Below are 26486 nucleotides of genomic sequence, written 5' to 3'. Positions count from 1 at the left end.
CGTCATCACCAAGGCTGTCCTCACTCTGGAGAGGCAACGCTGAAAACGCTCAGTGTCTTGTCCTTGACCGTGATGTACGGCGGGTTGCCCACCACCACGTGGTACCGCCCCTGGTCCAGGATCCCTGGGTACTCGTGCAGGTCCTCCGTCGCGTACGAGAACTCGGCCAGCGGGTCACCCGCCACGCCACTCTCCTCTTCAAGCCCGAGCCCCAGTTGCAGCTCCAGTTGGCGGTCCTTGATCAGCGAGTCGCCGACCGCGAGCTGGATGGGCCACTTGTAGCGCTGAGCCTCCTCGAAGGTCCGCATGCCGCTCGCGGCCATGGCGGCGACCAGGAGGCGGAAGCGTGCCACTGCGACCGCGAATGGGTTGAGGTCGACTCCATGCACGGATTCGAGAGCCGCCCGCACCCGCTCGTATGGGCCGACCTCGGGTCGCTGCACAGTCCACATTCGCACCAGGCGTCGGAACGTACCAAGGACGAAGTGTCCGGACCCGCAGGTCGGGTCGATCATCTGCAGTTCTTCAAAGCCGAACTCCCGTACCGCCGGGGTCATCGTGCGGTCGAGGATGAACTCCTCCACGAACTCCGGTGTCTGCAGCAGCGCGTACGTCTTGCGGGCTGCCTCGCTCAGGTCCTGGTACAGGTCGCCCAGGAACCGGGTGTTCCAGCCTTCGGTGCCGTCTGCGCTCAGCGGGTCGCTGAAATCGTGCACGAGGACCGGGCCGACACCCCCATCGTCGCCAGCCCCGTCGACTTTGCCGTCGCCGGCCCGCTGCTCCCGCCAGAACGTGAGCAGTGCACCCGCCCCATCGTGTGAGAGCGGGATTTGGTAGAGCGGATTGTGGTCATAGTCGAAGAGCAGTCGCCCGGCTTGCCCGGCGCCGAGCTCGGCGAACGCCGTCTCCAACCACCCTCGGTACGTCGGGTCGGCGTCCTTCTCCAGGTACTCCTCGTACCGCGCCTGCGCGGTCTCCCGCCCCGCTACATCTGGCGCGGTGATGTACGGCTCGGCGATCAGCTGGTTGTCCTCGCTGAAGCGGACGAAGACCGTGCCGAGCACCCAGGCGACCGCGACCTGCGTGATCCGCTCGCCCAGCCAGACGCTCCATGTCGCCGCTGTACGGCCCAGCTTCCGGGCCTGCTCATACTCACCGCGCAGCCGCGTCCCGACCTCAGGGACTGCTTTGACCTGCTGCTCAAGGTCAGTCTCTGCCGCCTTGACCTGCTTCTGCAGGTCGGCGAGGAGGCTCTTGCGGTCGATCACGAATCGGCTCCTGTGGAGAAAAGTGGAAAGGACGGAAGGAGGTCAGATGAGAAGGGAAAGCGGGTCAGGCATCCTGCGCGAGGTGTTTGCGCGCGACCCAAGCGTCGGGCACGACGATCCACTCGTCGAACCCCGCCTGGTACGGCACGCTCTGCCCGGCCAGTCGCGGCGCCCGTGCCGGGTCGGACTGCGCGACGAGCAGCCACAGCGGGCTGCCGCCCTGTCGGGCCTCCTCCGCGAGCCGCCCGAGCAGGTCGAGCGCGTCGTACCGGGCGATGACCGCGGTGTCGGTGAGGAGCAGCGGGCCGTTCCCCGGCACGAGCTGCTCTCGCAGCCTCGGTTCGATGCGCCCCCACGCCTTGTCGGTCCTGATGCGCAGCTGCTGGTGGGCCCGGCTGCCGGGTTCAGCGGCGTCAGCCTTGAGGACGGTCTCCCAGGTCGGACGGGCTGCCTCGCCGACCACGCCGCGCAGTTCGTCCACGAAGAGTCCGGTCAGCGACACCGGCCGAGCCCCGTACGGCTCGCCGGCCAGCCAGCGCACCGCGTCGTCGGCGCGCCGCTGGGGCACTGTCAGGACTCGGAAGCCGTCCTGCCGTGCCGAGTGCGTGAGCCGCTGGTCGGCCTTGACGGCAGCGGCGACGGCCGCATCCGCGTCGTACTGGGTGGGGGCGGAGCGGCGCGCCGCCGAGGCACCCCAGCTCGCAGAGGTCAGCCCAGCGGTGGTGTCGCCGGAGGGGCGGTCCGGGATGAGCCGGAGCACCTTGTCGTAGCGAGTGGCCAGCTTCAGCTCGAAGCCGGCCTCCTTCAGTTCGCGGACCAGGGCGCTGCCCGTAGGCAGCTCACGCGACGCCAGCGGATCGGCGCCCAGGTCGGGGAAGCGGGTGGCGACCCGCTTGTGCAGGGCGTCCACTGTCAGGCCCGGCTGCCGCTCCTCCTCAACGCCCGGCTGCACGGCGACCACACCGGCCTGGGTGATCCTCAGCGCGCGCACCAAGTCCAAGTCGCGGGGGTAGATCTCCAGGCGGGGGGTAAGGGCGGCCCGGGTGGAGGCGGCGACCGCGATCTCGGCGGTGCGCCGCTCGTCCCAGCCCAGGTTGCCCGGCGGCCGTCGCACCGCATCCAGCTCGGTCAGGACCGTGCTCGCCGTCGGCAGGGACTCGAGCGCCGCGAGGCGGTCGGCCCGCGCGCCCAGGTTCAGGGCGTAGTCCTGCAGAGCAGGCAGCGTTGGGGTGTCCGGGCCGTCTACGTCCTCCCGGACGTCCAGGGCGAGTAGGCCAAGCACCGGATCGGCTCCCTTGGGCATCCGGGCGTGGAAGTAGCGGAAGAGCTGTGGGGTCTCGTTGTCGTAGCTCTCTCGCTCCACCACCGCACGCAGCAGCGACAGAGCGAGCGCCCGCCGGTGGCGCCGTTCCACGTGCTGGGTTCCGCGCCGGGCGATCAGCGCGTCGGCGAGCTCGATCACCGGGGCCACTCGGCCGCGCTCAGCAAGGAGCTCCACCACCTGCTCACGCAGCAGCCCAAGGGCGGCGTCCTCGTACCAGCGCTCGCGCGCCTTCTTCACGATCTGCGGGATACGGCCCGCGGTCAGACCCACCGCATCGGCAACGTCCCGCTGCCGGACCCAGGCCAGGCCCTCCGGCAGCTCGCCCGCCTCGTTGGGCAGCCGCAGCAACAGCCGGACCGCCTCCCGCTCCTTGGCATTGGAGCGGGCGTTACCGCCGGATGGCCTCGGCACCAGGCGGGCTGCGAGCGCGTCCAGGCTCAGTGCGCTGAGCAGCTGCGGGTCGGCGACATCTCCGCCGCCGACGGCGACTGACTCGGCGACCGCCTGTTCCAGCTCGGTGATTTCCTGGCCGGCCGCCTTGCGAGCCTCGGCGCTGAGCGGCGCGGGAGCCGCCTTGCCCAGGCGTGCGTTCCACTCCTTCTGCCGGCGCTGGATCTCCTCCCGGGTGCGCGAGCCCATGCCTGGCGCCGTGAGGAACTTCTTCGCTGAGTACTCCAGGACGGCCCCGACGGTGTTCAGCCCCATAGCGAACAGCTGCGACTGCGCCGACACTGTCAGACCGGCCACCGACAGCGGCGTCTTCAGGTCGGCGCGCTCGGCCTGCTCGTTGCGTACCTGCTCGGCGGAGACGTCGTCGTCCTCCCTTCCGATCCGCGGATCGGCCGACGACTCGGCGTCCGCGTTCGCGCCGCGCCCCGACTTTTCAGAGTGACCGGTGCTCGGCGCCGTGGTCTGCTGTGCGTCCAGGAAGATGCGTTGCCAGGCGCGCTCCATCGGCTTGAGGTCCGGGAAGCGGTCCTTCACGTCCCGGGCCAGAGCCTTACGGAAGAACGCCACCAGGCCATCCCGGACGGCCGGTTCGAAGGCGTCGGCCGCGAGCTGCGGGTACGGCCACTCCTTCGCATTCGTTTGCCGGGCCGTTACCGAGCCGTCGCCCCAGCGAGGCAGCTCATTCGACGCCATCTCGTGCAGCGTCGCAGCCAGCGCGTACCGCTCGGCATGCCCGTCGTACGAGCCGCGCGTGATGATCCCCACGAACGGGTCGAGGTAGCCCTCGGTGCCCGCCTCGACCTCCTTCGCTGGATACCCGGCGAGCGAGAAGTCGATCAGTACGAGCTGCCGGGTGCCGTTGGGCCGGATTCGGATTGCGATGTTGTCCGGCTTCAGGTCCCGATGCCAGATCCCCTCCGCCTCCAGGTGTTCCACCGCGCCGATCAGGTATTTGCCGTAGGCCTCCAGCTGGTCCATGCCCAGGCGGCCGTTGTCACGCAGCTGGCGGGCGACCGTGTCCTCCCGGCGGCGAGGCCCTTTCGCCGAGCCGCCGTCCCGGTCCTTCAGCTCGCGGCTGTCGCCCACATACTCCAGGACCAGTACCCGGCGCCCGGCCAGCGTGAGTGGCTCCCGCTCGTACAGCGCGATGATGCTGGAATCCCGGTGGATACGGCCCAGGACCTCTGCTTCCCGATCCAGAATCGCGTGCTTGGCCTCACTCAGCGCGACCTTCAGCACCGCCACCGGCAGGGCGCCGCTCCGCCGCGGCTCGCCCTCCAAATCCCGTACCAGGAACGCCCGCGACGTCGAGCCCGTACCGAGTCGGCGTACGACCTCCCAGCGCCTGGCCAGCACATCCCCGGCCACGGCCTCCAGCGGATCCTTCTCCGGCTCGGACCGTTCCTCGCCCGTGTCTGTGGCCGAACCGCCATTCCCGCCTGCGTCAACTCCCGAGTCCTCGGCGACCGAGGCTTCCTCGACGAACGCCTGCTCGACGTACTCCAGCATCTCCAGGAAATCGTCGACCGTGGACAGACGCCGACCCGGCTCGTACGCGGTGGACGCCTCGACGAGATCGTCGATATCCGGATTGAGACCGTCGACCAGCGCGCTCGGACGCAGAACCTCGCCGGCCTCAAGGCGCGCCATGACCTCGCTCTGGCTTGCGCCCGGCGCCTGCCCGGTGGCCAGCAGGTACGTGAGCACGCCGAGTCCGTACACATCGAGGCGGACCGGATCAGCCTTCGGGGTCCTCAGCTCCGGGGCCAGGTACGGATCGGCCTGCTCCGAGACATGGAACCCGGACAATTTGGTCGGTGCCAGAGTCAGAGGCCGGCCGCGGCTGACGCTTTCCCCTGTGGCGATCTGCCAGTCCGCGATCTGCGGCCACGGCTGCAGCCAGCGCTGTTCTTCGCTGAGCTCCCGCCCACGCCGGCCACGGTCGCGCGGAATCACATGCACCGCGTGTGCCGACAGCGTCCGGTGGTGGATCCGTCGGGAGTGCGCGGAACGTACCGTCTCGGCAAGCTGCCGCACCAGCGCGAGGCGCCCCTTCAGGTCCAGACGCTCCCCGTGCTGCACCAAGTAGTCGTCCAGGCGCAGCGTCTCCGGGTGGTAGTCGAAGAGGATCGCAGGGCCGGCCGGATGCCCCGACGGCAGGTAGTTCTTCAGCTGCACGGCGCCTGGATGCCGGAACCGGCTGAGTACCAAGGCCTCGCGTGCGGCGGCTCGCTCCACCGAGCGCCGCTCGGCGTCGGAGGCACCGCGTTCGCTGAGGAAGACCCGCACTCGCGCCAGATCGGCCAGCTGGGAGTGGCGGCCCAGATAGTCGGCCCAGGTGGGACCGGAGTCGAATGCCTTGGCTTCCAGGAGGTAGGAGCCCACCTCGTGCTGGCGGCGGATCGGCGCGATACCGAGCTTCTTCAGAGCCGCGTCGACATGGCGGGACGTCTCGGCCGTGGTCCGGTGGCGGGCGTCTCCCGGTGGCTCGGCCAGCATCTCCACCAGCTGCTTGACCGTGAACACGCCGTTCATGTCGGCGGACGGAAGGTTCACCCGGAGCTTGTCGTCGGTGAAGCAGACTGCCTCGCCCACCCAGACCTTGGGCCGGTCTCCGGGCCGACCGGAGACGCCGTTGACCAGGCCCGACAGCTCCTTAGCCTTCCGGTTCGACAGGTGCAGGGGATTGCCATGCCGACGGCTGGTCCCACCGGGAGTGGTCTGCACCCAGTCATTGCCGCCGCCATGCACTGATCCGTGCCAGTCCTTCAGCTCGATCAGGAACACCCCGGCCGGCGATGCCACCAGAAGATCGACCTCACGGACGTGCCCGCTGTTCGCGGTGAACGTGAAGTTCGACCAGGCGCGCCACGGCTCCTCGTCCGGCAGGCGCCTGCGGATTGCCTCAAGAGCGCGGCGCTCGTGCTCATACTCGGACTCGGTGACCGTCGTCCACCGGCCATCCAGCATGCGGCTCCCCGTCTGTGTCTGCTCGTGCGCGTGTGTGCCTGCCGCATTTCTGTCGGCGCGTTCAGCAAGCCCGGCTGAACCCTCGCACCGAATCCTAAAGGGTGACGCTGACAACAAGAGGGGGCCCGAGTTCGCTACGCCAAAGGACGTGCAGGCCAGCACTGGAGGTGGTGGACCCGGGCGGGGTGCCACCGTGGAACGGATTCGGCCAGATGGGCCAGGGAGAGTTCAGCCACGGTTGCGCCGAGTCGGTGGACAGCCGGATTTCGAGGCTGCAGAACATTCGATCGGGCTTGCGGAGTTCAGCAGAGCGGGGCGACATCGGGAGGCGACACCTGGGAGAGCTACTGCGCGCTGTGGGGGCGAGCGCGGTAGGAGAGGAACGCCGTTGGCCATCGGGCAGCGGCAAGGAAATAGTTCGGTCTCCATCACTGTTGTGGCGGCTGGAAACCCGGATGTATGGAGGTGCTGGGACTGAGACTGTTCGATGTGAGTGGTGGGGGCGCGGTGGAGCTCACTGCGCGGTCGGCGGAGCTGGAACGCCATCTGCAGGACGTGGTCGAGGAGAACATGGAACTCCTCCTCGGCGTCAGGTTCCTGGCGAGCGAGTACACCACCGGTCCGGTCCACGGAGGCCGGATCGACTCGTTGGGGATCGACGAGAACGGCTCGCCGGTCGTGGTGGAGTACAAACGGGGTCGTGACGCCGGCGTCATCACCCAGGGCCTGTTCTACCTGGCGTGGCTGACGGACCACCGTGCCGAGTTCCAGCACCTGGTCCGCGACCGGCTCGGGGATGCGGCGGCGGACCAGGTCCTGTGGAGTGCACCCAGGCTGATTTGCGTAGCGGAGGACTTCACCAGGTACGACGTCCACGCCGTGCGAGAGATCCGCCGGAGCATCGACCTGGTGCGCTACAGCTACTTCGGCAACGAACTTCTGGCCCTTGAGTCGGTCGCATCCGTGGTCGCCGATGGGGCAGCCCGCGGCATGCGCAAGCCACAGCGGGCCGCGTCGAGCCCGGGCGCTCCTGCCGAAGCCAGCGGCGTCTCGCAGCTGCGAGACGCGCTGGAAGAGGTTCTGCTCGGGTTCGGTGACGACGTGAGCCGCGTCGACCGCAAGCAGTACCGGGCATACAGGCGCCTTCGGAACTTCGCGTGCGTGAGCCACGCCCACCAGCAGGAGGTCGTGGTGACGCTCCGAATCAGCCCGAAGGACGTAGATCTTGTGCCGGGCTTCACGAGGGACGTCAGCCAGGTTGGGCATCACGGTACCGGCGACGTTGAAGTGCGGCTGCGCACCGAGCAGCACCTGCGGCGAGCAGAGCCTCTTCTGCGGATGAGCTACGACGCCGGATGACGCCCGGCTCCTGCTCGTACCGGGATTGTTGGGGGCCGACCTTTGAAATTTTCGGCTCAGGTGTTGGGCATTGTTCTTGCAACGCGGGGACAGGGGGCGGTCTCCTTCCACGATGCGGCTGCCGCCACCCGTGGACTTCGCCCCGAACCGCGCGGTTGACCTACCGCATTGCTCCCCGGGCCGAATCCCCCAGGTGCCATACCGCGAGAGATGAGGGATGTCAGTGGGCCCGCGCAGAGTCGCGGCCGTGACCTTTCCCACGGGCGGCGTCTCCTACGTGTACGTGATCGGTTCTGGCGGGTCGACCCGCGAGCAGCAAGCCCAGCGCCGGCACGGTCCCCCCTTCCCCCTGATGGCTGATCTCTCACGGCCACTCTCACCGTGGCCGTCCTCGTGGCGATCCTGGCTCGGTAGGGCACCGCCTGCCCCGTGCTGAGGTTGCCGGGCTCATCGGATCCGGGCGCGTGGCTGGGGAAGGGGCGGGGGGAGCCGGGGAAGGTGAGGTGACTGCCGTGTTGCGGCAGGCGGAGGCGAAGCGACCTCGGCCGCTGCGGCGGTGAGCTGGATGAGGAGGTCGTGGGGCACGCCTGCGGAGAGGCGGATGGCCCAGGCGGGTCGGTTCGCGTCGTCGCCGCCGACAGCGGTCCACCTGTCGTCGGTCGCGTGCGGCAGGTACTCGAAGGCGACGCTGCGGTTTGGGGCTTGCCACGTCGTGCGAGCCGGGTGGCTGGCAGCGGACCAGCCGGCCTCCTCCAGAGGAGTGTGGGGCTCTGCTGCGTCCGCCGGGAGCGGGACGTCGAGGTGGTCGATGATCGCGTGGATGAGGGGGACGGGGGTGCCGGCGGTGATCGTCGCCCGCCAGAGCCTTTCGCCCACGGGCCCGTCGTACTCGGCGATCGTCCAGGCGATGTCGGTGCGATGGCGGGCCTCGTGATCGAACTCGGCCCGGACGGTGAGGCTCTCGTGCACGGCGATGGTCGTCTCGTCACTCCAGGTACGGTGCTTGGCCCACTGTTGCCTCGATTCGAAGAGGGCGTTGAGGAACTGCTCGTGTTCGCCGAGACCGGCGACTGTAGGCGGGGCCGGCTGCGCTTCGGCGAGCGGGAGCCTGGTTGGCGGTGCGGTCTCGCCGCGGAGGGCTCGGCGGACGCTGCGTTCGAGGTCTGTGAGCGGGGCAGGGCCGGGGCGGACGGCGACGGTGTACAGCCTGTGGAACTCTGCCACGGCCTCAGTCTCGTCCTCGTAGGCCATGGCGACTTGGCGGAGGTGGTTCTCTCCGTGAAGGTGGACGTGGCGGCGGACGCCGCTGGCGTTCGTGCCCACGGCGACGGTGTTGTGGCCGTCGTTTGCATGGAGGTGGACGTTCAGGCGGCCTGCGGCGATGTCGTCGTGGATGCGCTGGGCATCGGCGCTGACCTGTCGGATCTCTTCAGGGGCGCACCATGGCATGGGGTAGTCGGCCCAGGTCCACTCGGTGTCGATCTCCTCCTGGAGCGCCGGAGCGATGTCCACGGTGAAGCCGTACCGGGCCAGCTCGTTGGCTGACCGGTCGGCGTAGTAGGGCTCCTCCCGGTCTATTCGGGCTAGGACCATCGTGTCCGGGCCAGTGCTGCGGAAGCCGAGGTCGTGCAGGTGGGAGCGGGCGGCGTCGCTCGTGGGGCCGGAGGTCGTGGCGAGAACGCCAGGATGGTGGTCGGGATGAAGGGTGAAGCTGACGTGTGCGTCGGCGGGGGCGTACGGCATGCGGAGCTCTCTTTGCGGAACGGGAAGCGGCGTAGGCCGGTGAAGAGGGATGGGCCTCATCGGGCGGGTCGCGCCGGGTGGCGCACGGCTGGGCTGGCCCGTGCGGCCGGTGGCCGGAGTGCTGGGGTCTGGGCAGGCGCGGGAGCGGCGGCCCGTGTTCCGGAACTCGGGTCTCCGACGGCCTGGTGCCAGCGGGCTCGGACTGAGGACAGTGCTGCGAGGGCCCGGCGGCTGCCGGTGGCCAGCTGGTGGACGGTGGTGGCTTCGTCCGCAGTGAGGGTTTCGATCCGGGCGGCGACATCCTCGGCTTGGCGGAGGAGGGCGCGCTGGAGGATCTTTTGCCCCCAGTGATCGGGTGCCCCTGCGGGATGGGAGACCGTGTCGAGGACTTCGGCGGGACCAAACCCGTCGTGCAGGAGGCCGCGCTGCTGTGCCTCCCAGAGCACGGTGATCGGGTCCACGGGTGCACCACGCCGGGCCAGGCCGGTGAGGCAGGCGAAGAGGGCGGCGTGCATCGGAGTGGTGAGGTCGGTCTCGTGCAGCCACCGCATCCGCGGTAGGTCCTCGGGGTGGGCGGTGGCCGCGGCCAGCAGCATCCGCTCCTCGTCCCCCGCCTCGGCCGATGTCTGGACCGCTGATGTGGGAGCAGTCGGGGTCCGGGGTATCGAGCCGGGGTGGGAGGGGAAGGCGGTTGCCAGCTCGTCGAGGTAGACCCCGAGCTCGTCGGCCCGGGTGAGGACCGTCCGGGCCGGATCGGGCCCCGGGGTGCGGGCGGCCTGGGCGAGGAGACCGGCGTGCCGACGCAGAACGCGGCGGGCGTGCCCGGAGCGGACCATCTGTGCGTATGCAGGGGCGTGGGCGTCGGTGGGGCAGACGCTGATGAGGGTGTGCAGGTAGGGGGCCGTCAGAGCTCGGGCCTGGGGCTGGGCCGCGTCGAGGAGCTGGTTCGGCCACACTGGACTGGTGCGGTGGATCTCGGGCGCGGGTGGGGACACCGTGCGCATCGCCGCGAACAGGGCGCTGTGCGCGGTGTTGGCGAAGTGCTCGGGCTCGATCGGTCCGATGGTCTTGAGACGCTCGGGAACCAGGAGCAGGGCCCCGAGCAGGGCCTGTTCGGCGTAGTGGACCACCGGCGGTGGTGCCGGGTATTGCAGGACATCCTCGTCGGCTGTGGTGCGGGTGGCGTCGGACATCATGCCGCCAGGACGAAGTCGTCGCGGCTGAGGGTGCGTTCGACGTGTGGTGCGATCAAGTGGGCTGCGAACAACGGGGGAACGGCGTTCCCGATCTGGGAGAAGCGTTGGCCTTTGTTGCCCTGCCAGGGGTAGGCCGGTGGGAAGGACTGCAGGATCCCGGCTTCCTCGGCGGTGATACGGATCGCCGGCGGCGCCGTCTCCGCGGGGCCCGTGGTGGTCCAGACGCATTCGTTGGCGCGGTTGCCGAAGAACAGCGTGGCGGCCGGTTCGGTCACGGGCCGGATGGCCGCGTTCGCCTGGCTGTTGCTGCGCAGGACCCAGTCCCTTCCGCCCCCGCACCGCGGTGTCCGCGGAGATTCCCCCGTGCAGCTGCACGGAGGTCCGGCCTTGGGGTTCCGGGGGCGGAGCGGGGGGTTCTTCCACGCGCCGCGGTCGCGGGCGTCGGAGAGGGTCTTGCGGGAGCCGGAGGGGAAAGGCTCCGGTCCGCCCCCGGGGCCGCCGCCAGCGCATACGGTGGGTACGGGCCCGTCGGTGCGTCCCCAGCCCAGGGCTTCGGCCATGGACACCCACGTCCGGCGGCCGGGTCCGAAAAACGTCTCCGGCTCGCCGAACTTGGCGTGCGTCGGTTCGGGCGGGGCCGCTGTACGGGTCCGGGAGGCGATCAGGATCGCTCGCCTCCTGGTCTGGGGTACCCCGTAGTCGGCGGCGTTGAGGATGCCGCTCCAGGTGGAGAACCCCCAGGAGCGGAGCACGGCGGCGTACTGCTTCCACAGGGGCGCGACGTCGGGGACTTCCTCCATCAGTACCCATTCCGGCTCGCCGGCCTGGTGCAGGGCGTGGAGGTAGCGCATCGGTTCGGCGGCGAGCAGCGATCGCTGGTCCTGGCAGGCGGTGAGCAACTGTTCGCGGGTGTCCCGGCCGGCGGCCATGTCCGCCACCGCCTGGTGGACGAGCGGCTGGTCGATCAGGCCGAGGCGCTTGCCGGCCATGCTCCACGCCTGGCAGGGAGGGCTACATATCAGCCCGCGGGTGCGGCCCACGAAGGGCCGAACGGGGTAGAGGGCGACGTCGGTGCGGATGGTGGTCTGTGCGGCTGCCGCGCGGGTCTTGCAGGCCCATTCGTCCCACTCCAGGCCGACGTCGCGTACGCCCAGAACGTGCAGGGCGTGCCCCCAGCCGCCCGGGCCTGCGAACAGGTCGACGATGAGGTCGTTCATACGGCCAGCCCGAACTCGTCGCGGACCGGCTCCGGCTGTTCACCCCGGCAGGCCCACGGCGAGCAGCCGTCCACGACCCCGGCTTCGAGGTCCTCGGCATCCGGTGCGTCAGTCTCCTGCTGGAGGGCAGCCCATTCCGCGGCGGTGACATGGTCGATCGGCGCCTCGGAAAGCGGCACCCGTGAGCGATGCAGATAAGCCTGTCCTAGCAGCGGGTTTCCGGTGGCGTTCGCGCGAGCATTTCCCTGGCGGATAGCTGCGTCGAATTCGACGACATCGGCCCACTCGCTGGGGGATGTGTCCCTGATGCTCCGCCATTGGGAATTTCCGTGAAAAGGACATCCGAGGCAGCTTGACTTGGGCGTGTCGGCCAGTCCGAGCCGTTCCAGGTACCGGACGCAGTTCGCTCGTGACCAGCCCATATCGATCAGCGGGTGCACGTTGTGCATGTACTGGACGCCGGAGTCCTTCGCCCGATGGAATTCGTCCGTGCTGATGCCGACCCACTGCTCGACAAATACTCCTTTCGGAACCCTTGAGGGGTAGGGGTATCCGAGGATGTCGCGCACTTTCTTTTTGATCGGCTTGATTTTATATTCCCCGGTACATTGCCGCCGGGTCATTCCTTGCTTTCCGTCCTGATTCAGGATGTAAAGCGGCATGGAGGCGAATCGGTGATTCGGGTCCAGGGCGTCGTTGCGGATGTTCCCTGACGACACGCGCAGGATGGGTATCCCGGCCGGAGTGGCGATTTCGCGTTCGAGGCGGTCGAGGTGCTCGTACACCTTCTTCGGCTCCCAGCCGGTGTCGGCGAAGACCGCGATGTCGATCTTGGGGAGGGTGCCGTCCGCAGACAGGCAGAGCAGGGCTGAGCTTTGGACGCCGGCACCAAGCGAGAGTGCGCGCAGGGCCGGGCGGGTAGCGGTGCCCGGGGCGGCCGGGGCCGGGTGGCGGGGTGCGGTGGGGGTCGTGGCGTTGATGGCGGGGTCCTTGCGGGTGGTGCCGCCCCTGGGGCATGGGGGCGTCGTTCATGGGCGGGGTGGGCAGGCGGATGGGTCTGGTCAGCGGCTTCGTGCCGGGCCCGTCGTGGTGGGTGCTGCGGGCATCACGGGAGCGGCTGCCGACGATGGAGCAGCAGATGGAAGAGCGAGGAGAGCGGCGACGGCAGCCGCTCCGCCGGCGGTGAGACGGATGCGGTCTTGGGCCGGGCCGCCGTGGAAGGCGGGCGGAGCGGTGGCGGGGGCGCGCACGATGAGGCCCTTGCCTTCGAGGGAGCGCAGGGTGCCGATCCGGACGCTGCCGTCGCGGCTGTGGACGTACTCCCTGCTCTGGCTCCGGGCCATCACGACGTGACCGCGGGCGACTGCGTGGAGGGCGCTGAGTTCGGCGGTGGCCAGGCCGTCGGCTGCCGTTGTCGCGGAGGGACGGCGCCGGTGTGTCTCCCGGGCGATGCCGGTGGCGGACTCGACGGCCGCTTCCGGAGCAAGTGCGGTCAGCTCCCGCGCTAGCTGAAATTGCTCGGCGACGCCGTCGGGCAGGCCGGTGAGTTCGGGGTTCGCGAGAGCCGCGGCGGTGACCACGGCCTGCACCTCGGCCAGATGGCGGGCTGCTTCACCGTTGAGATAGGCGACCTGCTTGATCCGGACGGTCGCATCGATCAAGTCCGCGCTCGCATAGAGCTGCTGGTCGCGGACGGCCTGGACGGCCATGAGGGCTGTGCGTGCCAGTTGGGTGGCCGAGTCGGCGTGCGCGCCGAGGGCGGGACCAGGAGCAGCCGTTGGCCGGAACAGGCTGAGGGCGTCGTTGTGACGGGTGACGTCGCCGGCGAGGGCAAGCAGACGTTCCACAGGAGTGGACGGTTCGGGCACGTCGAACAGGAGGTCGTCGGTCATGGGGAAGAGGGGCTTTCGGGTGTGGGCGGTGCGACAGGGGCGGGAGAGGCGCTGCGGTGTGCCGGGGCTTCGGGAGCAGCTCGGGTCCGGCCGAGGCTGGGGCACCGGGGGTGTCGCGATCGGGGACGAGGTGCGTGATTCAGGGCCGGGCCCGGCCCGGTGTTGCGGCAGCCGGTGACGGGACGGGGAGGGCCGGCAACGATGCCGGGGGTGCGCCCGCCGGCTCGAAGGCCGGGGCCAGCTGGTGCAGTTCGCTGGACAGATGCTGGGCGAGCGCCTGACTGGTGACGAGCCGGGCAGCCACCGTCTCCGGCAGCTGCTGCCAGCGGGCCTGGTGGCGGGCCCGCTCGATGAGCGTGGCAGCGGCCTCCAGCTGGGTGGCGACCTGGTCGAGCACGCGGTTCTGGTCGTCGTCGTACCCGGTGGCCTGCAGCAGCTCGTCCAGCGCGCCGGGAAGCGGCGGGCGTTCGAGGGGAAGTCCGTACAGCTGCGCGTGGAGGGCGTTGGCGAGGCCGAGCACGGATCCGCCGGAGGAGCGGTTTCCGTAGCGGGCTTCCGCGCCGCGCAGCAGGCCGAAGCTGACGGTTACGACGTGGGGCGGGGGCGGCGGGTCGGTGGAGATGCGGGTGGCGAGGGCGCGGGCGATGTCGGCCGGGGTGGGTGTGCCGGTGTGCTCGTTCGGGGTCGTGGGGTTCTCGTGCAGGGGTGGGGAGCAGGTGAGGGCCTGCGTCGGCCGGGGGCGGCCGAGAGTGTCAGCGGCTGCGCCGGGGGCTGGGCTGGGAGGGCAGAGCGGCGAGGGCGTGCGCGATGTGCGGGCCGAGGGCCGAGCCGTGCACGGGGGTGATCCGGGCTGAGTTCCGGGCGAGGTAGGGGACGTCGTGGAGGGTGCGCTCCACCGGATCGGTGCTGGCCAGGTGTGTGAGGAACTGCCGTACGAGGACGTCGGGCACGTCACCCTCGAACGAGGCGAACCAGTGGGTGTCGAACCCGTCGTAGACCGAGGACTCCGCGAGCCAGGGCTGCTCCGTGTCCGGGCGGTGGAGAAGGGTGCAGTGGCCGTCTGCCGAGGTGACCGACGTCCCCACCACCGTCCAGCCGTTGATCGAGGCGATCTCGGCGACAGGCCGGTTCGCTAGGGGGATGCTCTCGGCGTGGCGGGTGTCGCCCAGGAGCTGAGGCAGGGACCGGGTGATGGCGGCGAGAGCTTCCAGGGGTGTCTGCCGACCGGCGGTGATCTTCCAGTACGGCTCGTGGTGGCTGATCGTCCACCACGGCTCGTCGAAGCCACCCGGGGTGAAGTCCACGAACACCGCGCCGTCGGGGCTGTCTACGGAGACCTGCCCGCTGGCCGGCCGGTGGATGTGTCCCCAGCCGAAGAGGTGGATCAGCGGACCGAGGACGTCGGAGAAGCGGTGGCCCCTGCCTGCCAGGTGGAGCGGGGAGACCAGAACGCGGTCCTGTTCGTCAGGCTGCACGTCCTCACCTCTTGCGTGTGGCGCTGGACGCCGACATGGGAGCCGGCGAGGCGAACGCCGAGGGGCGGACCCGACTGCTCTGGCGCTTTGCCGGTGCGCTGTCGCGTTCGATGGCCGCGGCGATGTAGTGGCAGGAGATCGAGGCCAGTTCGAGCTGGTGGGCAGCGTTGTGAAGGTGCTCTTCCATGAGAGGCCGGGCGTTGTCGCAGATGGCCTTCCACACCCTGCCAGGGGACGGATCGGGTGCGTCGCCCATGGGCATGCCGGGGTGCGCGTTCTCGCCGAGGGCGAAGCCGAGTTCCGCGGCGGCGTCGGTGACGCCGGCGAGTGCCGAGGCCAGCGTGTTGAGGGACTGACGGGATCCGGGGGTGCTGGTGAAGGCCGTGCTGCTGCTCATCGCGGTCAGCTCGTCCACCAGCGTCTCGGCGAGGCTGAACGTGCTGCGCAGGAGAGGGCCGAGCTGCTGCTGGGCATCGAGGCCGGGTTCGAGCTTGGTGCCCCGGACACGGGCGTAGTGCTGTTCGAGGGCACGGGCCAGAGCCCGGAGTATTTCGGCGTAGTCAAGGGGCGCGGGGTTGGCCAAGGCAGGACTTCCTGGTGAGACGAAAGAGGGGGTGTCCACGGCGCGGGCCAACGAGGGGCGCTGCCTTCGGCACTGGTGCCGCAAGGGGTGCGGTGAGGGACGGGCTGCGGGGTGGACGGGGAGCGGCGGCGAGGAGGGAGCGAACGCCGTCGGACGTGACCCGCAGGCCGAAGTGGTCCGGCTGCGTCGGGAGCGGCGTGAGGGTAAGCAGATCCCTGGAGGCGGGGGCGTCGATCGTGGCGGCCCGTACGGACACGTACGTGGCCAGAGGCGACACGACTTCGCTCAGGCCGCTGCTCGCCTCGCGAACGACGCCGTCGCCTCGGGCAAGGGAAGCGAGCGCCTTCCGCTGGGCTTCGCTGATCTTGACGGCGCCCTGGCCCGTCCCGAGGTCCTCGCGGGCGGCGCGGTCGTGGGCGTGGAGGTAGCCCTCGTGCCGCAGCAGAGCGCTGCTGACGCGCTGGACCGCCGACGGGGTCCCGGCCAGGTGGGCGGCAGCCTGCCCCAGGAGGATGCCCGCGGACGCGGTGTCGTCGTGGGCGAGGGCGGAGACGGTGTCCGCCGCGCGTACCGCGGCGAGGGAGGTCGCCTCGGTGAGATGGCGCAGGAGGGAGATGGCCTCGCGGCCGTCGAAGGTGGTCGCCGCGTCGCTCAGCGCGGCCTTGGTGAGCAGCTGGCCGGCGACCAGCGAGGTCTGGCGCAGCGCGCTGGCGGCCCGGACTGTCTCCTGGAGCCGCTCGGGCGCCGCGCCGCGCTGGCGCTGGAGGTCATCGAGCCGGAACGCGTTGGAAAGCAGGCGCTGGGTGAGGGTGAACAGTTCTTCGTCGTTGGGGAGTTCGTGCGGCAGGGGAGCTCCTTAGGGGCGGGGTGTTTGGGCGAGTGCCGTCAGGCGGCCTTCTTGAAGTCGGCTTGCGTGGGCGCGGCCTTGGCGACGGCGCGGGCGGTGATGGCGTCGGAGGCGGCCTTGGAAGCCGCGGCGAGTTCACCGGCGCCCGGCTCGAGATACCAGGGGCGCAGGTCGAGCATGGCGGCGCGCAGGCCGGTCGCGAAGAGCAGGGCGGTCCCCTTGGGCAGGGCGCGGATCCGGTCCGCGGGCAGGATCCGCTCCTGCCGCATGCTGATCGAGGTGGACTTGCCCGACTCGGAGATGCTGGTGGACTTCGTCTCCACGTCGTGGTCGCCGATCAGCCGGGAGAGCTTGTCCGCGAAGTCCGGGTCGTCGATGCCGGACCCGATGACCTTGATCGTGGCTGCGGACCACATGGCGTCCATTCCCGCGTCGCCCCAGGTTTTCTGCCCCTGCCTGTAGGACTGCAAGATCGTTATCGGGATGATTCCGCGCGAGCCCAGGTGCGAGTACAGGTCGGGGAGGTCGCTGATTTTGCACACGTTTGCGGCCTCGTCGAGGATCGCGAGCATGGGCGGGTCGAGACGTCCGCCGGTGCGTTCGGCTCGGGCGGTCGCGGCCCGCATCACCGAGTCCGCGCACGCCGCGATCAGCGCGGAGGCTCCGCCGCCACCGTCCTTGGAGAGCAGGAACAGCGTGTCGGTGGAGGCCACGAACTCGGCCGGGCGGAACTCCGGTACGTCCTTCTGGGGGGTCACCCAGGCTGCAATATCGGCGCTGAGCAGGGCGGACGCGTACTGTCTCGCGGTCTCGTAAATGCCGTCTCGGGTTTCCGGCGGGCCTTCGACGGTGCCCTTCAACTGGGCTGCGACGGAAGTGAATCCGTGGTCGCGCAGGATGTCGAGCGGTCGGCGGTCGGCGGGGAACGCGAGCCACTGCATCACGTCAGTGATCGGGCGGTTGTCGAGGGCCGCGGCCAGGAACAGCTGCGCCAAGATGTTGGATCCGGCCTTGGACCAGAAGTCGCCCTGCTGGCTCGCGTCGACGGAGGTGGCGAGGAAGTGGCCGGCGAGCCGGTTCGCGCCCTCCAGGGACTTCGCGTCCGACAGGGGGTTCCACCACATGGTGCGCGGAGCGTGGGCGATCTGCTGAGGGTCCATCGACCACACCCTCCCCACCCGGCTGCGGGCGTCGAAGCAGGTCGTATAGGCGTCACCGGCGGCCTTGTTGCTGGTCAGGAGTACGGCGCCGGGCGCGGCCAGGATGGAGGGGATCGCCAGCGAGGTGGTCTTCCCGGAGCGCGGTGCCATGATCGCCACCGCGACGTCCTCGTACCCCATGCGGACTTCGGTGCGGCTTCCCTGCAGGTTGCCGAGGAGGATTCCGGTGTCGGAGGCCGCGATGCGGTCGGAGTCCTTCAGGCTGGGCCGCAGGGAGCGGGCCTTGGCGGTGATCGCGCTGGCCAGCAGCGGCTCTATGTCCCGTGCCTTCGCGGTGCCCTGGACCCGGCGCTTGTTCTTCCCGCCGAAGGTGCCCTTGTGGCGGCTCCACCACACGCCGCCGACGGCGGCGAGGGCGATCAGGGCGAGTACGGGAATGATTCGGGCACCGATCAGCAGGGACGTTTCTCCCAGGCCGGGCCAGAGCTGGTCGGGGCGTATGAGGGCGTCGGCGGGCCGGTAGGCGGCCCAGGTGTTGCCGGTGGCCAGGGCGGTGAGGTTCCCGCTGAGCCAGGCGAGGTGGGCGAGGGGGATGGCGACGGCGAACAGGCCCAGGAGGACCTTGAAGGCTATGTCGTAGCCGTCGGACGAGGAGGGGTTGGGCTGGGACAAGGGCGGCGCTGTTCCGTGAGGGGGCGGGGGCGGGAAGGAGGGAGAGGTTCAGCGGGTGCGGCGCGGCAGCGGCCCGCCGGGCGGCTGGGGAGGCAGGGGCTGGCCGGTGTGGTGGGCGGTGAGGCGGTTGATTCGGGCCCACAGGGCGTCCTCGGCCGTTTGGGCGGGGACGCGTTCGCGGGCGATGCCGACGCTGTAGCGCAGGAACGTGGCCATCTCCTTCTCGTCGCGCAGCAGCGGTTCCGGGGAGGCGAGGCCGGCGAGGACCGCGGTGACCAGGTGGGGCGGGGTGTGGTCGGAGAAGTACGCCCGCCAGACCGGCCGGTCGCTCGGCTCGGAGGCCCAGGGACCGTCGAAGGCGGTGACCTTGATGTGCACGGCGCCGAGGGGGTGGCGTGAGACGGTGACGAACTCGTCGGGTGAGTCGACGCGGTGGTCCAGGATGGAGCGGTGCCATCCGGCCTGTTCCAGGACTTGGAGCGGGTCCGCCGGGCTGTTCGCGGTGGGGTTGGTGGTGAGGGCATCGGTGGCGGTGGCGACGATCTCGGCGGGAGTACGAGCGTCGAAGCGCATGGTCCACGCTTTCCCGTCGTTGTCGGCCCCGGTGTGGCGCAGGGTCCACCAGTGATCGTCCGGGCTCGGGTTGAGCAGCAGCTCGGTCTGGTGGTCGCGGCGGGTCAGCCGTACGACCGGGCTGAGCGGGAGGTGCGCTGCCCGCCAGCGGAACGCCTGCTGCAGCGGGGCGGTCACCCAACGGGGGTCCCCGCCGCCGGCCAGGTAGCGCGGAGCGACCTGGGCCAGTACCGGCGGCTTGCCGGGCTCGCTCACTGCTGTCCGTCGGCGGTGACCGTGACGGTGATGTGGTTGGCGGTGACGGTACGGCGCGCGACGGCGAGGTCGAGGGTGTCGGCGTGGGTGGCGAACAGGCCGACGCGGGCGGAGTCGAGGTCGCCTTCGGGCGGCAGGAGGACCTCGTCGCCTTCGGCCATCAGCCAGGCGGGGCCGTGCACCCACCCGGCGGTCTCCGCGAAGTCGCCGGGGATGGCCCGCTGGGCCAGGGTGCCGGAGGCGGGGGCGTAGAGGACCTTGATGGCGACGGCCTGCTGCCGGGTGGGGGTCAGGTCGGGGGCCTGGCCGACGGCGAGGTCGGCGGCGATCCGCGGCAGCGACAGGCCGGTGGCCCGCCAGACCGCCCAGCCGATCCAGTCCCCGCCGATCCGGCCGTTGACCTCGATCACGCGCGGCCCGGACGGGGTGAGCCGCAGCTCCACGTGCTGGATGCCGTTCACTGTGCCGGTCGCCTCCACCGCCGCGGCGGCGATGGGCGCGACGGTGGCCAGCAGCGGGTCGCCGGCGGCCAGGGTGTGGCCGATCGCCAAGGAGGGGTTCGTCCACCGCCGAGAGAGGCCCATGCTCCTGCAGAGCGCGGCCACCGTCCGCCGGCGCGGAGAAGGCAGCACCTGGACCTGGGAGCCGGGTGTTGCCGAGATCCTCGCCCGCCTCACCAACCACCAGCCACCGAGCCTCGAACAGCTGCGCACCGCCCCCGGCGACGCGGCGGCCCAGCCCTTCGCCGCCCACCTCGTCCACAGCACCGGCATGACCTACCGCTACCCCGACAAGGACGGCACCCCGCCCCCGCGCTCGACCCACGACCACCCTGCCGGCCACGGCTATCAGCCCCGCGACCACATGGAGGTCCTCGCCCAGGTCGCCCAACAGCTGGAGGAGAAAGGGCTGGCTCCGCTTGCACCGGCTCCCAAGGCGCGGACCCGCGCCAAGACGCTCCTGCCACTGGAACTACCCGACACCCCCACCTACGGGATCGAGGTCTGGGTGTCATCCGACCGGACCTGGCAAGGCCTGCAGGTGGCGGCCGCCGCCAAACTCGGCCTGACCTCCAGCTGCTCCACAGCGACCTCCGCCGACTTCACCGGGCCGATCAACGTCACGCTCCATCGCTGCGACCCGCAAGACCTGACCGCCGGCCTGCCCCGCTCCACGAACGCCGACAAAGCCGCTCGACGAGCCGAATACGAAAGGAGTGAGACCGAGCGCGCGGCGACGATTGCCGAAGCATTCCCCCGCCTTGGCCAACCCATCGCCTGCATCGTGGAGATGGAAGGGGCTGCCTACTTCTCACGCACACGCCAAGGCGATCCCAAGAAGCTCTTCAAGAAGACCCTGCCGTCTCTCCGCCGCAACGTTCAGTGCCTTCGCCCCATCGCCCCTGCCAACCCCAATCCCAGCAAAGCCGCCCTAGCCAAACGCTTCCCCGGTACCGACTTCACCACGACCGACATCGAGCGCGCCGCCGCCGCCCTCCACGACGCTCTCCGCCAGGCCGGTCACCTACCCAAGGTCGCCGTACCCCAGGGGATCGAGGGCCCCTTCGAACTGATCACGGTCTGGCTCGCCCCTGCGGGCGACCGGATGGTCGTGCCCATCCTCATCCGGCAGCACACACACGAAGAGCCCACTGTGCAGCTCATGCCCACACAGGGCAGCCCGACCGAGCACCCCATGCCGCTGACCGCACTGCCTGAGGCACTGACCGCTGGCCGCGGACGCGTGGTCACCCGTACCTCGCGCGCGGCCCTCGCCGAGTTCATCACCGGGGCTTTGGCCCGCGACTCGACGGCCGACCGGCTCCTGCTCGTGCGCCGCGCGCGGATGAGCGACAAGGAGATCTGGCCATGGCTCCAGGACAGCCGGATCACCTTCGACCAACTGGTGCTGCCGGGCATCGACATGACCGACCCCGCCGTGGCTCCTGTGATCCGAAAGCCCGGCGACCAGCCTGGCCTACGCATTATCCGGCTCCGAGAGCGCACTGACCGTAACGCGGTCCCTCGGGCCTTCGGAGTCACCGAGGACATGGTCAGGGCCAGCGAGGAAACAGAGGAGTTGATTCCCGTCACGAGGTACGGGCGGTTCTCCGGCCTCGTTCAAATCGGCGAACGCGCGTTCTGGGGCATCAACCCGCGCGCGGACCAGAACCAGACCGCGCTCAGCCTCACCAAGTTCGACCCAGCCGACCCTGCCAAGCGCACCAAGACTTGCTCCAACCCGACCTCCCTGGAGATCGTGCCCGCCTTCCTTCAAGAGGGAGACAACCCCGCCGACTGGGCCATGTACACCCATGCCCAGCGACGTCTCCACGCCCACACGACGATCGCGACCACCTGGCCTGCCATCGTCCACCTCGCCGAGTTGATGGAGGAGTACATCCGCTAATCGGCGAGGCGCGGCCGGTAGCTCCGGACAGCTGGCTGTTCCGCAACCGAGCGGGCAATACATCGATGTTCGCGGGCTCGCGACCATGTCGTGCCCCGCGAGCTCTCCTCGCGCCTTGCGAACTGGCCCTAGGTCCTCCGGCACGCCGCGATCTCGTTCCGGCTCCACTCTGGCCTGGACCCGGACGAGTGCGCGCGGCGGGCCGGGTAGCGCATCGAGGTTCTCGTCCGCCACTACGCCAGGCTCGAGCTTGGGGACCAGTCCTGGGGACCAGTGTAAAGGGCACCTATTTTGGATAGGGCCCGACCTGGACCTGTTGGGGACCAGTGCGCATGCCCATGGGTGGCAACGACCTGACGGCCTGGAAGACGTGACCTCACCGAGGGGATGAGGAGAAGCCCGACGGACCGCCGTGACGACGAGCTGGTAGCCATCCGCCTGCAGCCGCGGTCACTGGCGGCATGCGCCGTGGCCGGGGTGCCGCCAGATGGAGCGCGGTCCTTCCCTGACGGAGGGGCCGCGCCCCTTCGTGTCCGCTCTGGGCCCGAACCGGTGCTGTGGCAGGGAGGGCCGGCAGCAGATCCCTTCGACGCGTGGGGGAGTGGCCGCGCCGTCACGGATGCCGGCACCCAGCGCACTCGTGGACTCGCCGACTGGAAGGGGTGGAGTGTGCTTCGTCTGGCAGCGAGTGTCACTGCTCGGCCCTAAGCTCGCAAGGCAGGAGAAGGGGGAGTTCGTGCGCGACCGCATGCTGACAGCCGACGTACCACTCGGGCCGTTCGAGGGCACAAAGATCACCGTCCACTCGGCGACGGGCAAGAAGGCCAGACTGCACGTTCGCCGGGAATGCGGCCAGCTCCGCACGGCCAACGTGACGACGACTGAGGTTCCGTTGAACGCGGACGTGGTGGACAGGTTCTGCTCCGGTTGCGCGGACTGGGGCCCGAGGGTCCGGCCGTCATCCGGACTGGGCATCTTCATGAACGCGCTCGGCGGAGCGGGACTGCTCCACCAGCTACATGCCTATGGGGAGCCGGACGAGGACGTGTACTGGACCCAGGACGAGGTGCGAGCTGGAGCCGAGCTCTTGCACTCGGAACGGGGTGCTGTGGACGAGGACGAGGACGATGATGATGAGGAGGACGACGGGCGGTGGGAAGCGCGCAGGGAGGCCGAAGAGCTGCAGGAGCGGGTCTTGTCTCGCTGGCGTCATGCCGCGGGGAGCCTTCACCGAGCGCAGGCAGCCATCGCCCACTTTCCTTGGCTGACGGACTGGGCGAGGTCGAAAGTGTTGGCGAAGGAGAGCTACCTCGAGATTCTGCGGGCGCAGGCGGCCCTCTTCGTGGAGCCGGCTGGTCTCGTGGTAGCCGCTGCGGCGGCGACACTGGAGAAGCCCTCGCTGCCGACCGACGATCCTGTCTTCGCGGTGCTCGGCAACAGCAGCCGGATCTCCACAGGCCTGAACGCGCTGTGGCGCAGCTGGCAGTACTCGGCGGAGCGGGGCTGGGAAGGGCCGGAATCACGGTCGATCAGCCGCTATGACCTCGTGCGCGGCATCCGGCCCAACAAGAAGGGGCGCGCGGAAGCTCTGGAAGGAGCCGCCCGCCTGATCCAGTCCTGGGCGGACGAAGCCCGCGTCGGTGCTGCGGCGACGGATTCGACTCCGACGATGTGGGTCACGGCGCGCTTGCCGGAGGCCAAGGAGGAGCCTTCGCGCGGAGGTGCGCTCGGCGTCCTGGACGGCCTCGATCGGTGGACCCTTGGCGTGGTGGTGACGTGGACCGTGAGCGCCGACTGGGGCCGGCGCACGCTGACGCTGAGAGTTCCGGCCCTCGTCGCCGACAGACTCCTGGACCCCTCGGGCAGCCTCGTGTGCGAGCCGGGCGGTTCCCAGGCTGTGGCTACTGAAGCGGGCCAAGGGCAGCCGGACTCTGTCCGGCCCGGGGTTTTCGACGACACCGCTGTCTTCGACCGCCAGCCCGCTACCCCCGCTCACCTCCGTGCGCTGCGGAACTTCTCGTACGCTGCCGACCAGCTCTACATCGTCTTCTCGACGAGCGGGGGAGCGGAGGTTCTGCCTCTCGAGGTCATTGAGAGGCGACTCGCCCAGGGCTGGCTCGGAGTCATCGTCGCCGGTCCGTCGGACCTCCCCGAGAGCGTGATCAGTCCGTGGATCAAGGAGGTCGTCCCCGCGCCACAGGCTGACGATGACCTGCCCTCGGGCCACCACCATGTACGGCAGGATGGCCACTTTGGTGCTGCCCTGGGCCTTGCAGCCGGGGCTCAGGAAGTCGCCCGGCGGACGTATCGGGAGCGTGACAAGGAACACAATCTGCGTCTGCTCGCCATGGCGCGTGGTGTATCCGACTTGCGGAGCCTCGACACCGGCCGCTCCGGCATGCTGCCCCTTGCGGTGTGGGAGGGCCTGCTCGCGCCTGCTCCCTTGGACCTCTTGCCGTTCCGGCCGCCCAGCGCCGACCGCTGGCGCAGCGGTAGCAGCCTTCCCCTGGGTGCCCTGGGGCAGGCGCAGATCTACGCCACGAACGCGGATCCCAAGTTCGAAGGCAAGGGGCATTCACCCCTGTGCCGACATACACGGGATCGAGGCCTCGCGACGAGCGACGACCTCCTGACCGTGGCGGACCTGCTGGCCCGTGACGACTGGGACTGGTGCAGCAAGTGCGGAGGCTATGCCGTACGCCGGCTGACCGACACCCAGCTGTCCTACTACCGCGCTGCTCACCGGCTGCACGACATCGCAGGGCAGCTCGACGACGAGCGTAGGCATCGCGTACCTGTCGATCCGGATGCCCTGCTCAAGCAGCTGGACGAGCTTGCGGACTGGGAGCCCGGCGGGCACGAGGACTGCGACTGGGACGGCTCCGGGCGTTGGCATGAGCTCATCCGCGACCTGCGACGCCGAGCCGAACGGAAGCGGGGCCACGCCGCTTCCTGAGCCGCCTCCCCCCGGGTGGCCGTCTGTGACGGCGGGCGGCCCGCGGGCCAGGTGGCGCTGGGGGTCAAGGGGTCGCAGGTTCAAATCCTGTCGTCCCGACCAGCGTTTACGCAGGTCGGAGGCCGTTCTCTCACACATGAGAGGACGGCCTTTCCCATGCCCGGAATGTTGGTGGTCGCAGTGTGGTCGCACGCCCGCTTCGGGGTTGTTCCGTGGTGGAGTAGAAGCCGGTTGGGGCGGGGGAGCGGAGCCGGTTGAGGGCTTCGCGGAGGTGCTGGAGGTGGTCGCGTGGTGGTCGCAGCCGTTCCAGCCAGGCCTGTCGGTCGTTTCGTTTCTGGGCCCGGGTGAGGGTGTGGTCGATGGTGTCGACGGCTTCGCGGGCGGGCTTGTTGGGTGAGGTGGCTGTAGATGTTGGCGGTGGTCGACAGGGTGGAGTGCCGCAGGGTCTTGGAGACGACGGTGAGGGGCACGCCGGCGGTGATGGTGATCGTGGCGGCCAGGTGCCGCAGGTCGTGAACGGTCACCCGGGGTACACCGGCTTCTTTGGAGAGTTGCCGGAGCCGGTCGAGGACGGTGTGGGGTCGCAGGGGTCGGCCGTCGGGTCTGCAGAAGACGAGTCCGGTGAATGGGTCGCTGGGGTCGCTGTGGCGGCGGGCTTTTGACCGGGCTCGGTGCTCGAGTGCGGTTGCGACGCGGGGTGAGACGGCGACCCAGTTCCGACTGGTACGGGTCTTGGGCGTGGTGATGACGAGGTGGTTGTTGTCGATCGTGGAGAGCGTGCAACGTAATAGAGGACACGCGCGGCCAGGTGGACGTCGTCCCAGTGCAGACCGAGGGCCTCTCCTTTGCGCATACCGGTGCCGATGAGGAACTCGAACAGGTCGGCCATGTCCGGGTCTGCCTGACGGCAGTGCTGGAGGAAGCGGACAGCCTCGTCCGCGGTCCAGATCCGCCGCTCGGGCGACGGTGGCCGGTGAAGCGCCGGGGGACTGGCGGGGTTGTGGGCGAGGCGATGCTGGCGGACCGCGTCACCGAGAGCGCTGGAGAGGGTGGCCAGGCAGCGGTAGAGGGTGGTCTTGCCGCGGCCTGCGGCGAGCTCGCCGGTGACGAAAGCGGCGATGTGACGGTGTCCGAGCTCGTCCAGCTTGAGGGTGCCGAAAGCGGGGACGAGGTCGTTGTGGACGTAGTCCCGGTAACGCGCCATGGTGGTCGGCTTGAGCACGAGCGCCTTGGCGGCCAGCCAGGTACTCAGGTAGTCGGCGACGCTCTGGTTCGGGTCGGCGTTGAATCCGCCGGCCTCGCCCTCCAGAAACCTCCGCAACGCCCCTTCGGCCGCGTCGTGGCTGCCGAATCCGCCGCGGCGTACGGTCTTCCGGAGGTGGCGCGGTGCCGGGACGTCGACGGCGAAGGTCCACGTCCCGTGGTCACCTTCAGTGAGCAGGTGGGGGCAGTGCGCTCCGAGCTGGTGATGCAGTGTGTCCCGGCAGCCACATCGGCGGTAGATGCGGCCGCGGTCGCCGGTGGTGCGCATGGGGATCGCCTCCAGGAGGCGGAGGAAGGGCCGACACCTCCAGTCTCGTGCGACCACAGGCGACCACCACGCTCCTCACGCCGGCCGTGACCAGTGCGTTTCCCTTGACCGGGCGACAAGGACCCTGGCACAGGAGACCTCTAGCAGGTTCTTCGCCTGCTGGTAGTACACGCCCTGCGTATGGCTGACCAGCGGCGATGCGTTGCGCAGCGAGCGGTGGACGGCGTTTGGTCCGCAGCTGATTCGGATCTTGGAAATGCCAGCAGCGCCGAAGCGGCAGCCGAGGCTGAGGGCGTCGCGCAACCCCGCTGGCCGGTGCAAGGGGAGGGGGCTTGGTTTGTCCCCGAACCGGTTCACCGGTTACTAGGTACCCTCGCGGCGCTGCGCCCCTTGCCCGCCATTGCTTCCGCGGGCACCGCTGACGAGCAGGGGTGCCCCTTCCGGCAGGTTTTTTATCGGGCGGCTGGGCGCACTCCGAGCCGGTGCGGGGCGGGCGCCGGTTGCAGGGGTTCAGGCCAGGGGATGTTGGGGCCTTCGTTCACCGGTGCCCGCCAGTGAGCGTTTTCAGCGTTGCCTCTCCAGAGTGAGGACAGCCTTGGTGATGAC

Annotated in this window: 16 protein-coding genes and 2 pseudogenes; 3 read left to right on the top strand and 15 right to left on the bottom strand. The window is 69.8% G+C overall.

From position 1 onward, the window contains the following. Positions 1-47 precede the first annotated feature (47 nt). A pseudogene (gene pglX, locus ACZ6ZT_RS33635) lies at positions 48-1268 on the bottom strand (BREX-2 system adenine-specific DNA-methyltransferase PglX); the annotation flags it as partial. Positions 1269-1332: 64 nt separating this feature from the next. Continuing rightward, positions 1333-6012 carry a BREX system serine/threonine kinase PglW gene (gene pglW, locus ACZ6ZT_RS33630; protein ID WP_469724154.1) on the bottom strand — a complete coding sequence of 1560 codons (4680 nt, stop codon included), beginning with the start codon at positions 6010-6012 and terminating at the stop codon, positions 1333-1335. A gap of 465 nt (positions 6013-6477) precedes the next feature. Here pglW and ACZ6ZT_RS33625 point away from each other — a divergent pair, with 465 nt between their 5' ends. Further along, positions 6478-7371 carry a DUF5655 domain-containing protein gene (locus tag ACZ6ZT_RS33625; RefSeq protein WP_469724158.1) on the top strand — a complete coding sequence of 298 codons (894 nt, stop codon included), beginning with the start codon at positions 6478-6480 and terminating at the stop codon, positions 7369-7371. A gap of 447 nt (positions 7372-7818) precedes the next feature. On the opposite strand, the gene ACZ6ZT_RS33620 is transcribed toward ACZ6ZT_RS33625, so the two are convergent. The 11 genes from ACZ6ZT_RS33620 to ACZ6ZT_RS33570 form a co-directional block, all read right to left on the bottom strand. Continuing rightward, complete coding sequence (locus ACZ6ZT_RS33620; RefSeq protein ID WP_469724152.1) at positions 7819-9114, bottom strand: DUF317 domain-containing protein; 1296 nt, start codon at positions 9112-9114, stop codon at positions 7819-7821. Positions 9115-9170: 56 nt separating this feature from the next. Next, positions 9171-10307 carry a DnaB-like helicase N-terminal domain-containing protein gene (locus tag ACZ6ZT_RS33615; protein WP_469724150.1) on the bottom strand — a complete coding sequence of 379 codons (1137 nt, stop codon included), beginning with the start codon at positions 10305-10307 and terminating at the stop codon, positions 9171-9173. After that, positions 10307-11527 carry a DNA cytosine methyltransferase gene (locus ACZ6ZT_RS33610; protein ID WP_469724149.1) on the bottom strand — a complete coding sequence of 407 codons (1221 nt, stop codon included), beginning with the start codon at positions 11525-11527 and terminating at the stop codon, positions 10307-10309. Before ACZ6ZT_RS33610 ends, ACZ6ZT_RS33615 begins: the two co-directional genes overlap by 1 nt. Next, complete coding sequence (locus ACZ6ZT_RS33605; RefSeq protein ID WP_469724157.1) at positions 11524-12393, bottom strand: adenine nucleotide alpha hydrolase family protein; 870 nt, start codon at positions 12391-12393, stop codon at positions 11524-11526. The genes ACZ6ZT_RS33610 and ACZ6ZT_RS33605 overlap by 4 nt, the downstream gene beginning before the upstream one ends. Positions 12394-12588: 195 nt before the next feature. Next, positions 12589-13419, bottom strand: coding sequence for a hypothetical protein (locus tag ACZ6ZT_RS33600; RefSeq protein ID WP_469724148.1), 831 nt, complete (start codon positions 13417-13419; stop codon positions 12589-12591). Positions 13420-13558: 139 nt separating this feature from the next. Beyond that, the gene (locus ACZ6ZT_RS33595) at positions 13559-13939 is read right to left on the bottom strand and encodes a hypothetical protein (RefSeq protein WP_469724147.1); all 381 of its coding nucleotides are present in this window, start codon (positions 13937-13939) and stop codon (positions 13559-13561) included. Between the two features lie 232 nt (positions 13940-14171). Then, positions 14172-14894 (bottom strand): SPDY domain-containing protein, encoded by a 723-nt coding sequence (locus ACZ6ZT_RS33590; protein ID WP_469724145.1) that lies wholly within the window; start codon positions 14892-14894, stop codon positions 14172-14174. 4 nt (positions 14895-14898) lie between these two features. Further along, positions 14899-15477 carry a hypothetical protein gene (locus ACZ6ZT_RS33585; protein ID WP_469724144.1) on the bottom strand — a complete coding sequence of 193 codons (579 nt, stop codon included), beginning with the start codon at positions 15475-15477 and terminating at the stop codon, positions 14899-14901. Positions 15478-16362: 885 nt separating this feature from the next. Then, the gene (locus tag ACZ6ZT_RS33580; protein ID WP_469724142.1) at positions 16363-18156 is read right to left on the bottom strand and encodes a type IV secretory system conjugative DNA transfer family protein; all 1794 of its coding nucleotides are present in this window, start codon (positions 18154-18156) and stop codon (positions 16363-16365) included. A 48-nt stretch (positions 18157-18204) separates the two neighbouring features. Then, complete coding sequence (locus tag ACZ6ZT_RS33575; protein WP_469724141.1) at positions 18205-18984, bottom strand: SPDY domain-containing protein; 780 nt, start codon at positions 18982-18984, stop codon at positions 18205-18207. Next, positions 18981-19535, bottom strand: a complete 555-nt coding sequence (locus tag ACZ6ZT_RS33570; protein ID WP_469724139.1) for a hypothetical protein — start codon at positions 19533-19535, stop codon at positions 18981-18983. Before ACZ6ZT_RS33570 ends, ACZ6ZT_RS33575 begins: the two co-directional genes overlap by 4 nt. Before the next feature lie 31 nt (positions 19536-19566). Here ACZ6ZT_RS33570 and ACZ6ZT_RS33565 point away from each other — a divergent pair, with 31 nt between their 5' ends. Beyond that, positions 19567-21393, top strand: coding sequence for an RNaseH domain-containing protein (locus ACZ6ZT_RS33565; protein WP_469724138.1), 1827 nt, complete (start codon positions 19567-19569; stop codon positions 21391-21393). 736 nt (positions 21394-22129) lie between these two features. Next, complete coding sequence (locus ACZ6ZT_RS33560) at positions 22130-24349, top strand: hypothetical protein (protein ID WP_469724136.1); 2220 nt, start codon at positions 22130-22132, stop codon at positions 24347-24349. A gap of 80 nt (positions 24350-24429) precedes the next feature. Here ACZ6ZT_RS33560 and ACZ6ZT_RS33555 read toward each other — a convergent pair whose 3' ends face one another. Next, positions 24430-25095 carry a site-specific integrase gene (locus ACZ6ZT_RS33555; protein ID WP_469724155.1) on the bottom strand — a complete coding sequence of 222 codons (666 nt, stop codon included), beginning with the start codon at positions 25093-25095 and terminating at the stop codon, positions 24430-24432. 89 nt (positions 25096-25184) lie between these two features. Next, a pseudogene (locus ACZ6ZT_RS33550) lies at positions 25185-25880 on the bottom strand (site-specific integrase); the annotation flags it as partial. Positions 25881-26486 lie beyond the last annotated feature (606 nt).

The sequence above is a fragment of the Streptomyces sp. NPDC102258 genome, from assembly GCF_055584685.1.
The sequence above is the reverse complement of the archived record's forward strand: the minus strand, read 5'-3'. Positions and strand labels throughout refer to the sequence as shown.

Bases quoted from the DNA above. Each gene is read 5' to 3' on its own strand.
- ACZ6ZT_RS33615 (WP_469724150.1), bottom strand. From the start codon at position 10,307: ATGTCCGACGCCACCCGCACCACAGCCGACGAGGATGTCCTGCAATAC.
- ACZ6ZT_RS33600 (WP_469724148.1), bottom strand. From the start codon at position 13,419: ATGACCGACGACCTCCTGTTCGACGTGCCCGAACCGTCCACTCCTGTG.
- pglW (WP_469724154.1), bottom strand. From the start codon at position 6,012: ATGCTGGATGGCCGGTGGACGACGGTCACCGAGTCCGAGTATGAGCAC.
- ACZ6ZT_RS33620 (WP_469724152.1), bottom strand. From the start codon at position 9,114: ATGCCGTACGCCCCCGCCGACGCACACGTCAGCTTCACCCTTCATCCC.
- ACZ6ZT_RS33610 (WP_469724149.1), bottom strand. From the start codon at position 11,527: ATGAACGACCTCATCGTCGACCTGTTCGCAGGCCCGGGCGGCTGGGGG.
- ACZ6ZT_RS33565 (WP_469724138.1), top strand. From the start codon at position 19,567: ATGCTCCTGCAGAGCGCGGCCACCGTCCGCCGGCGCGGAGAAGGCAGC.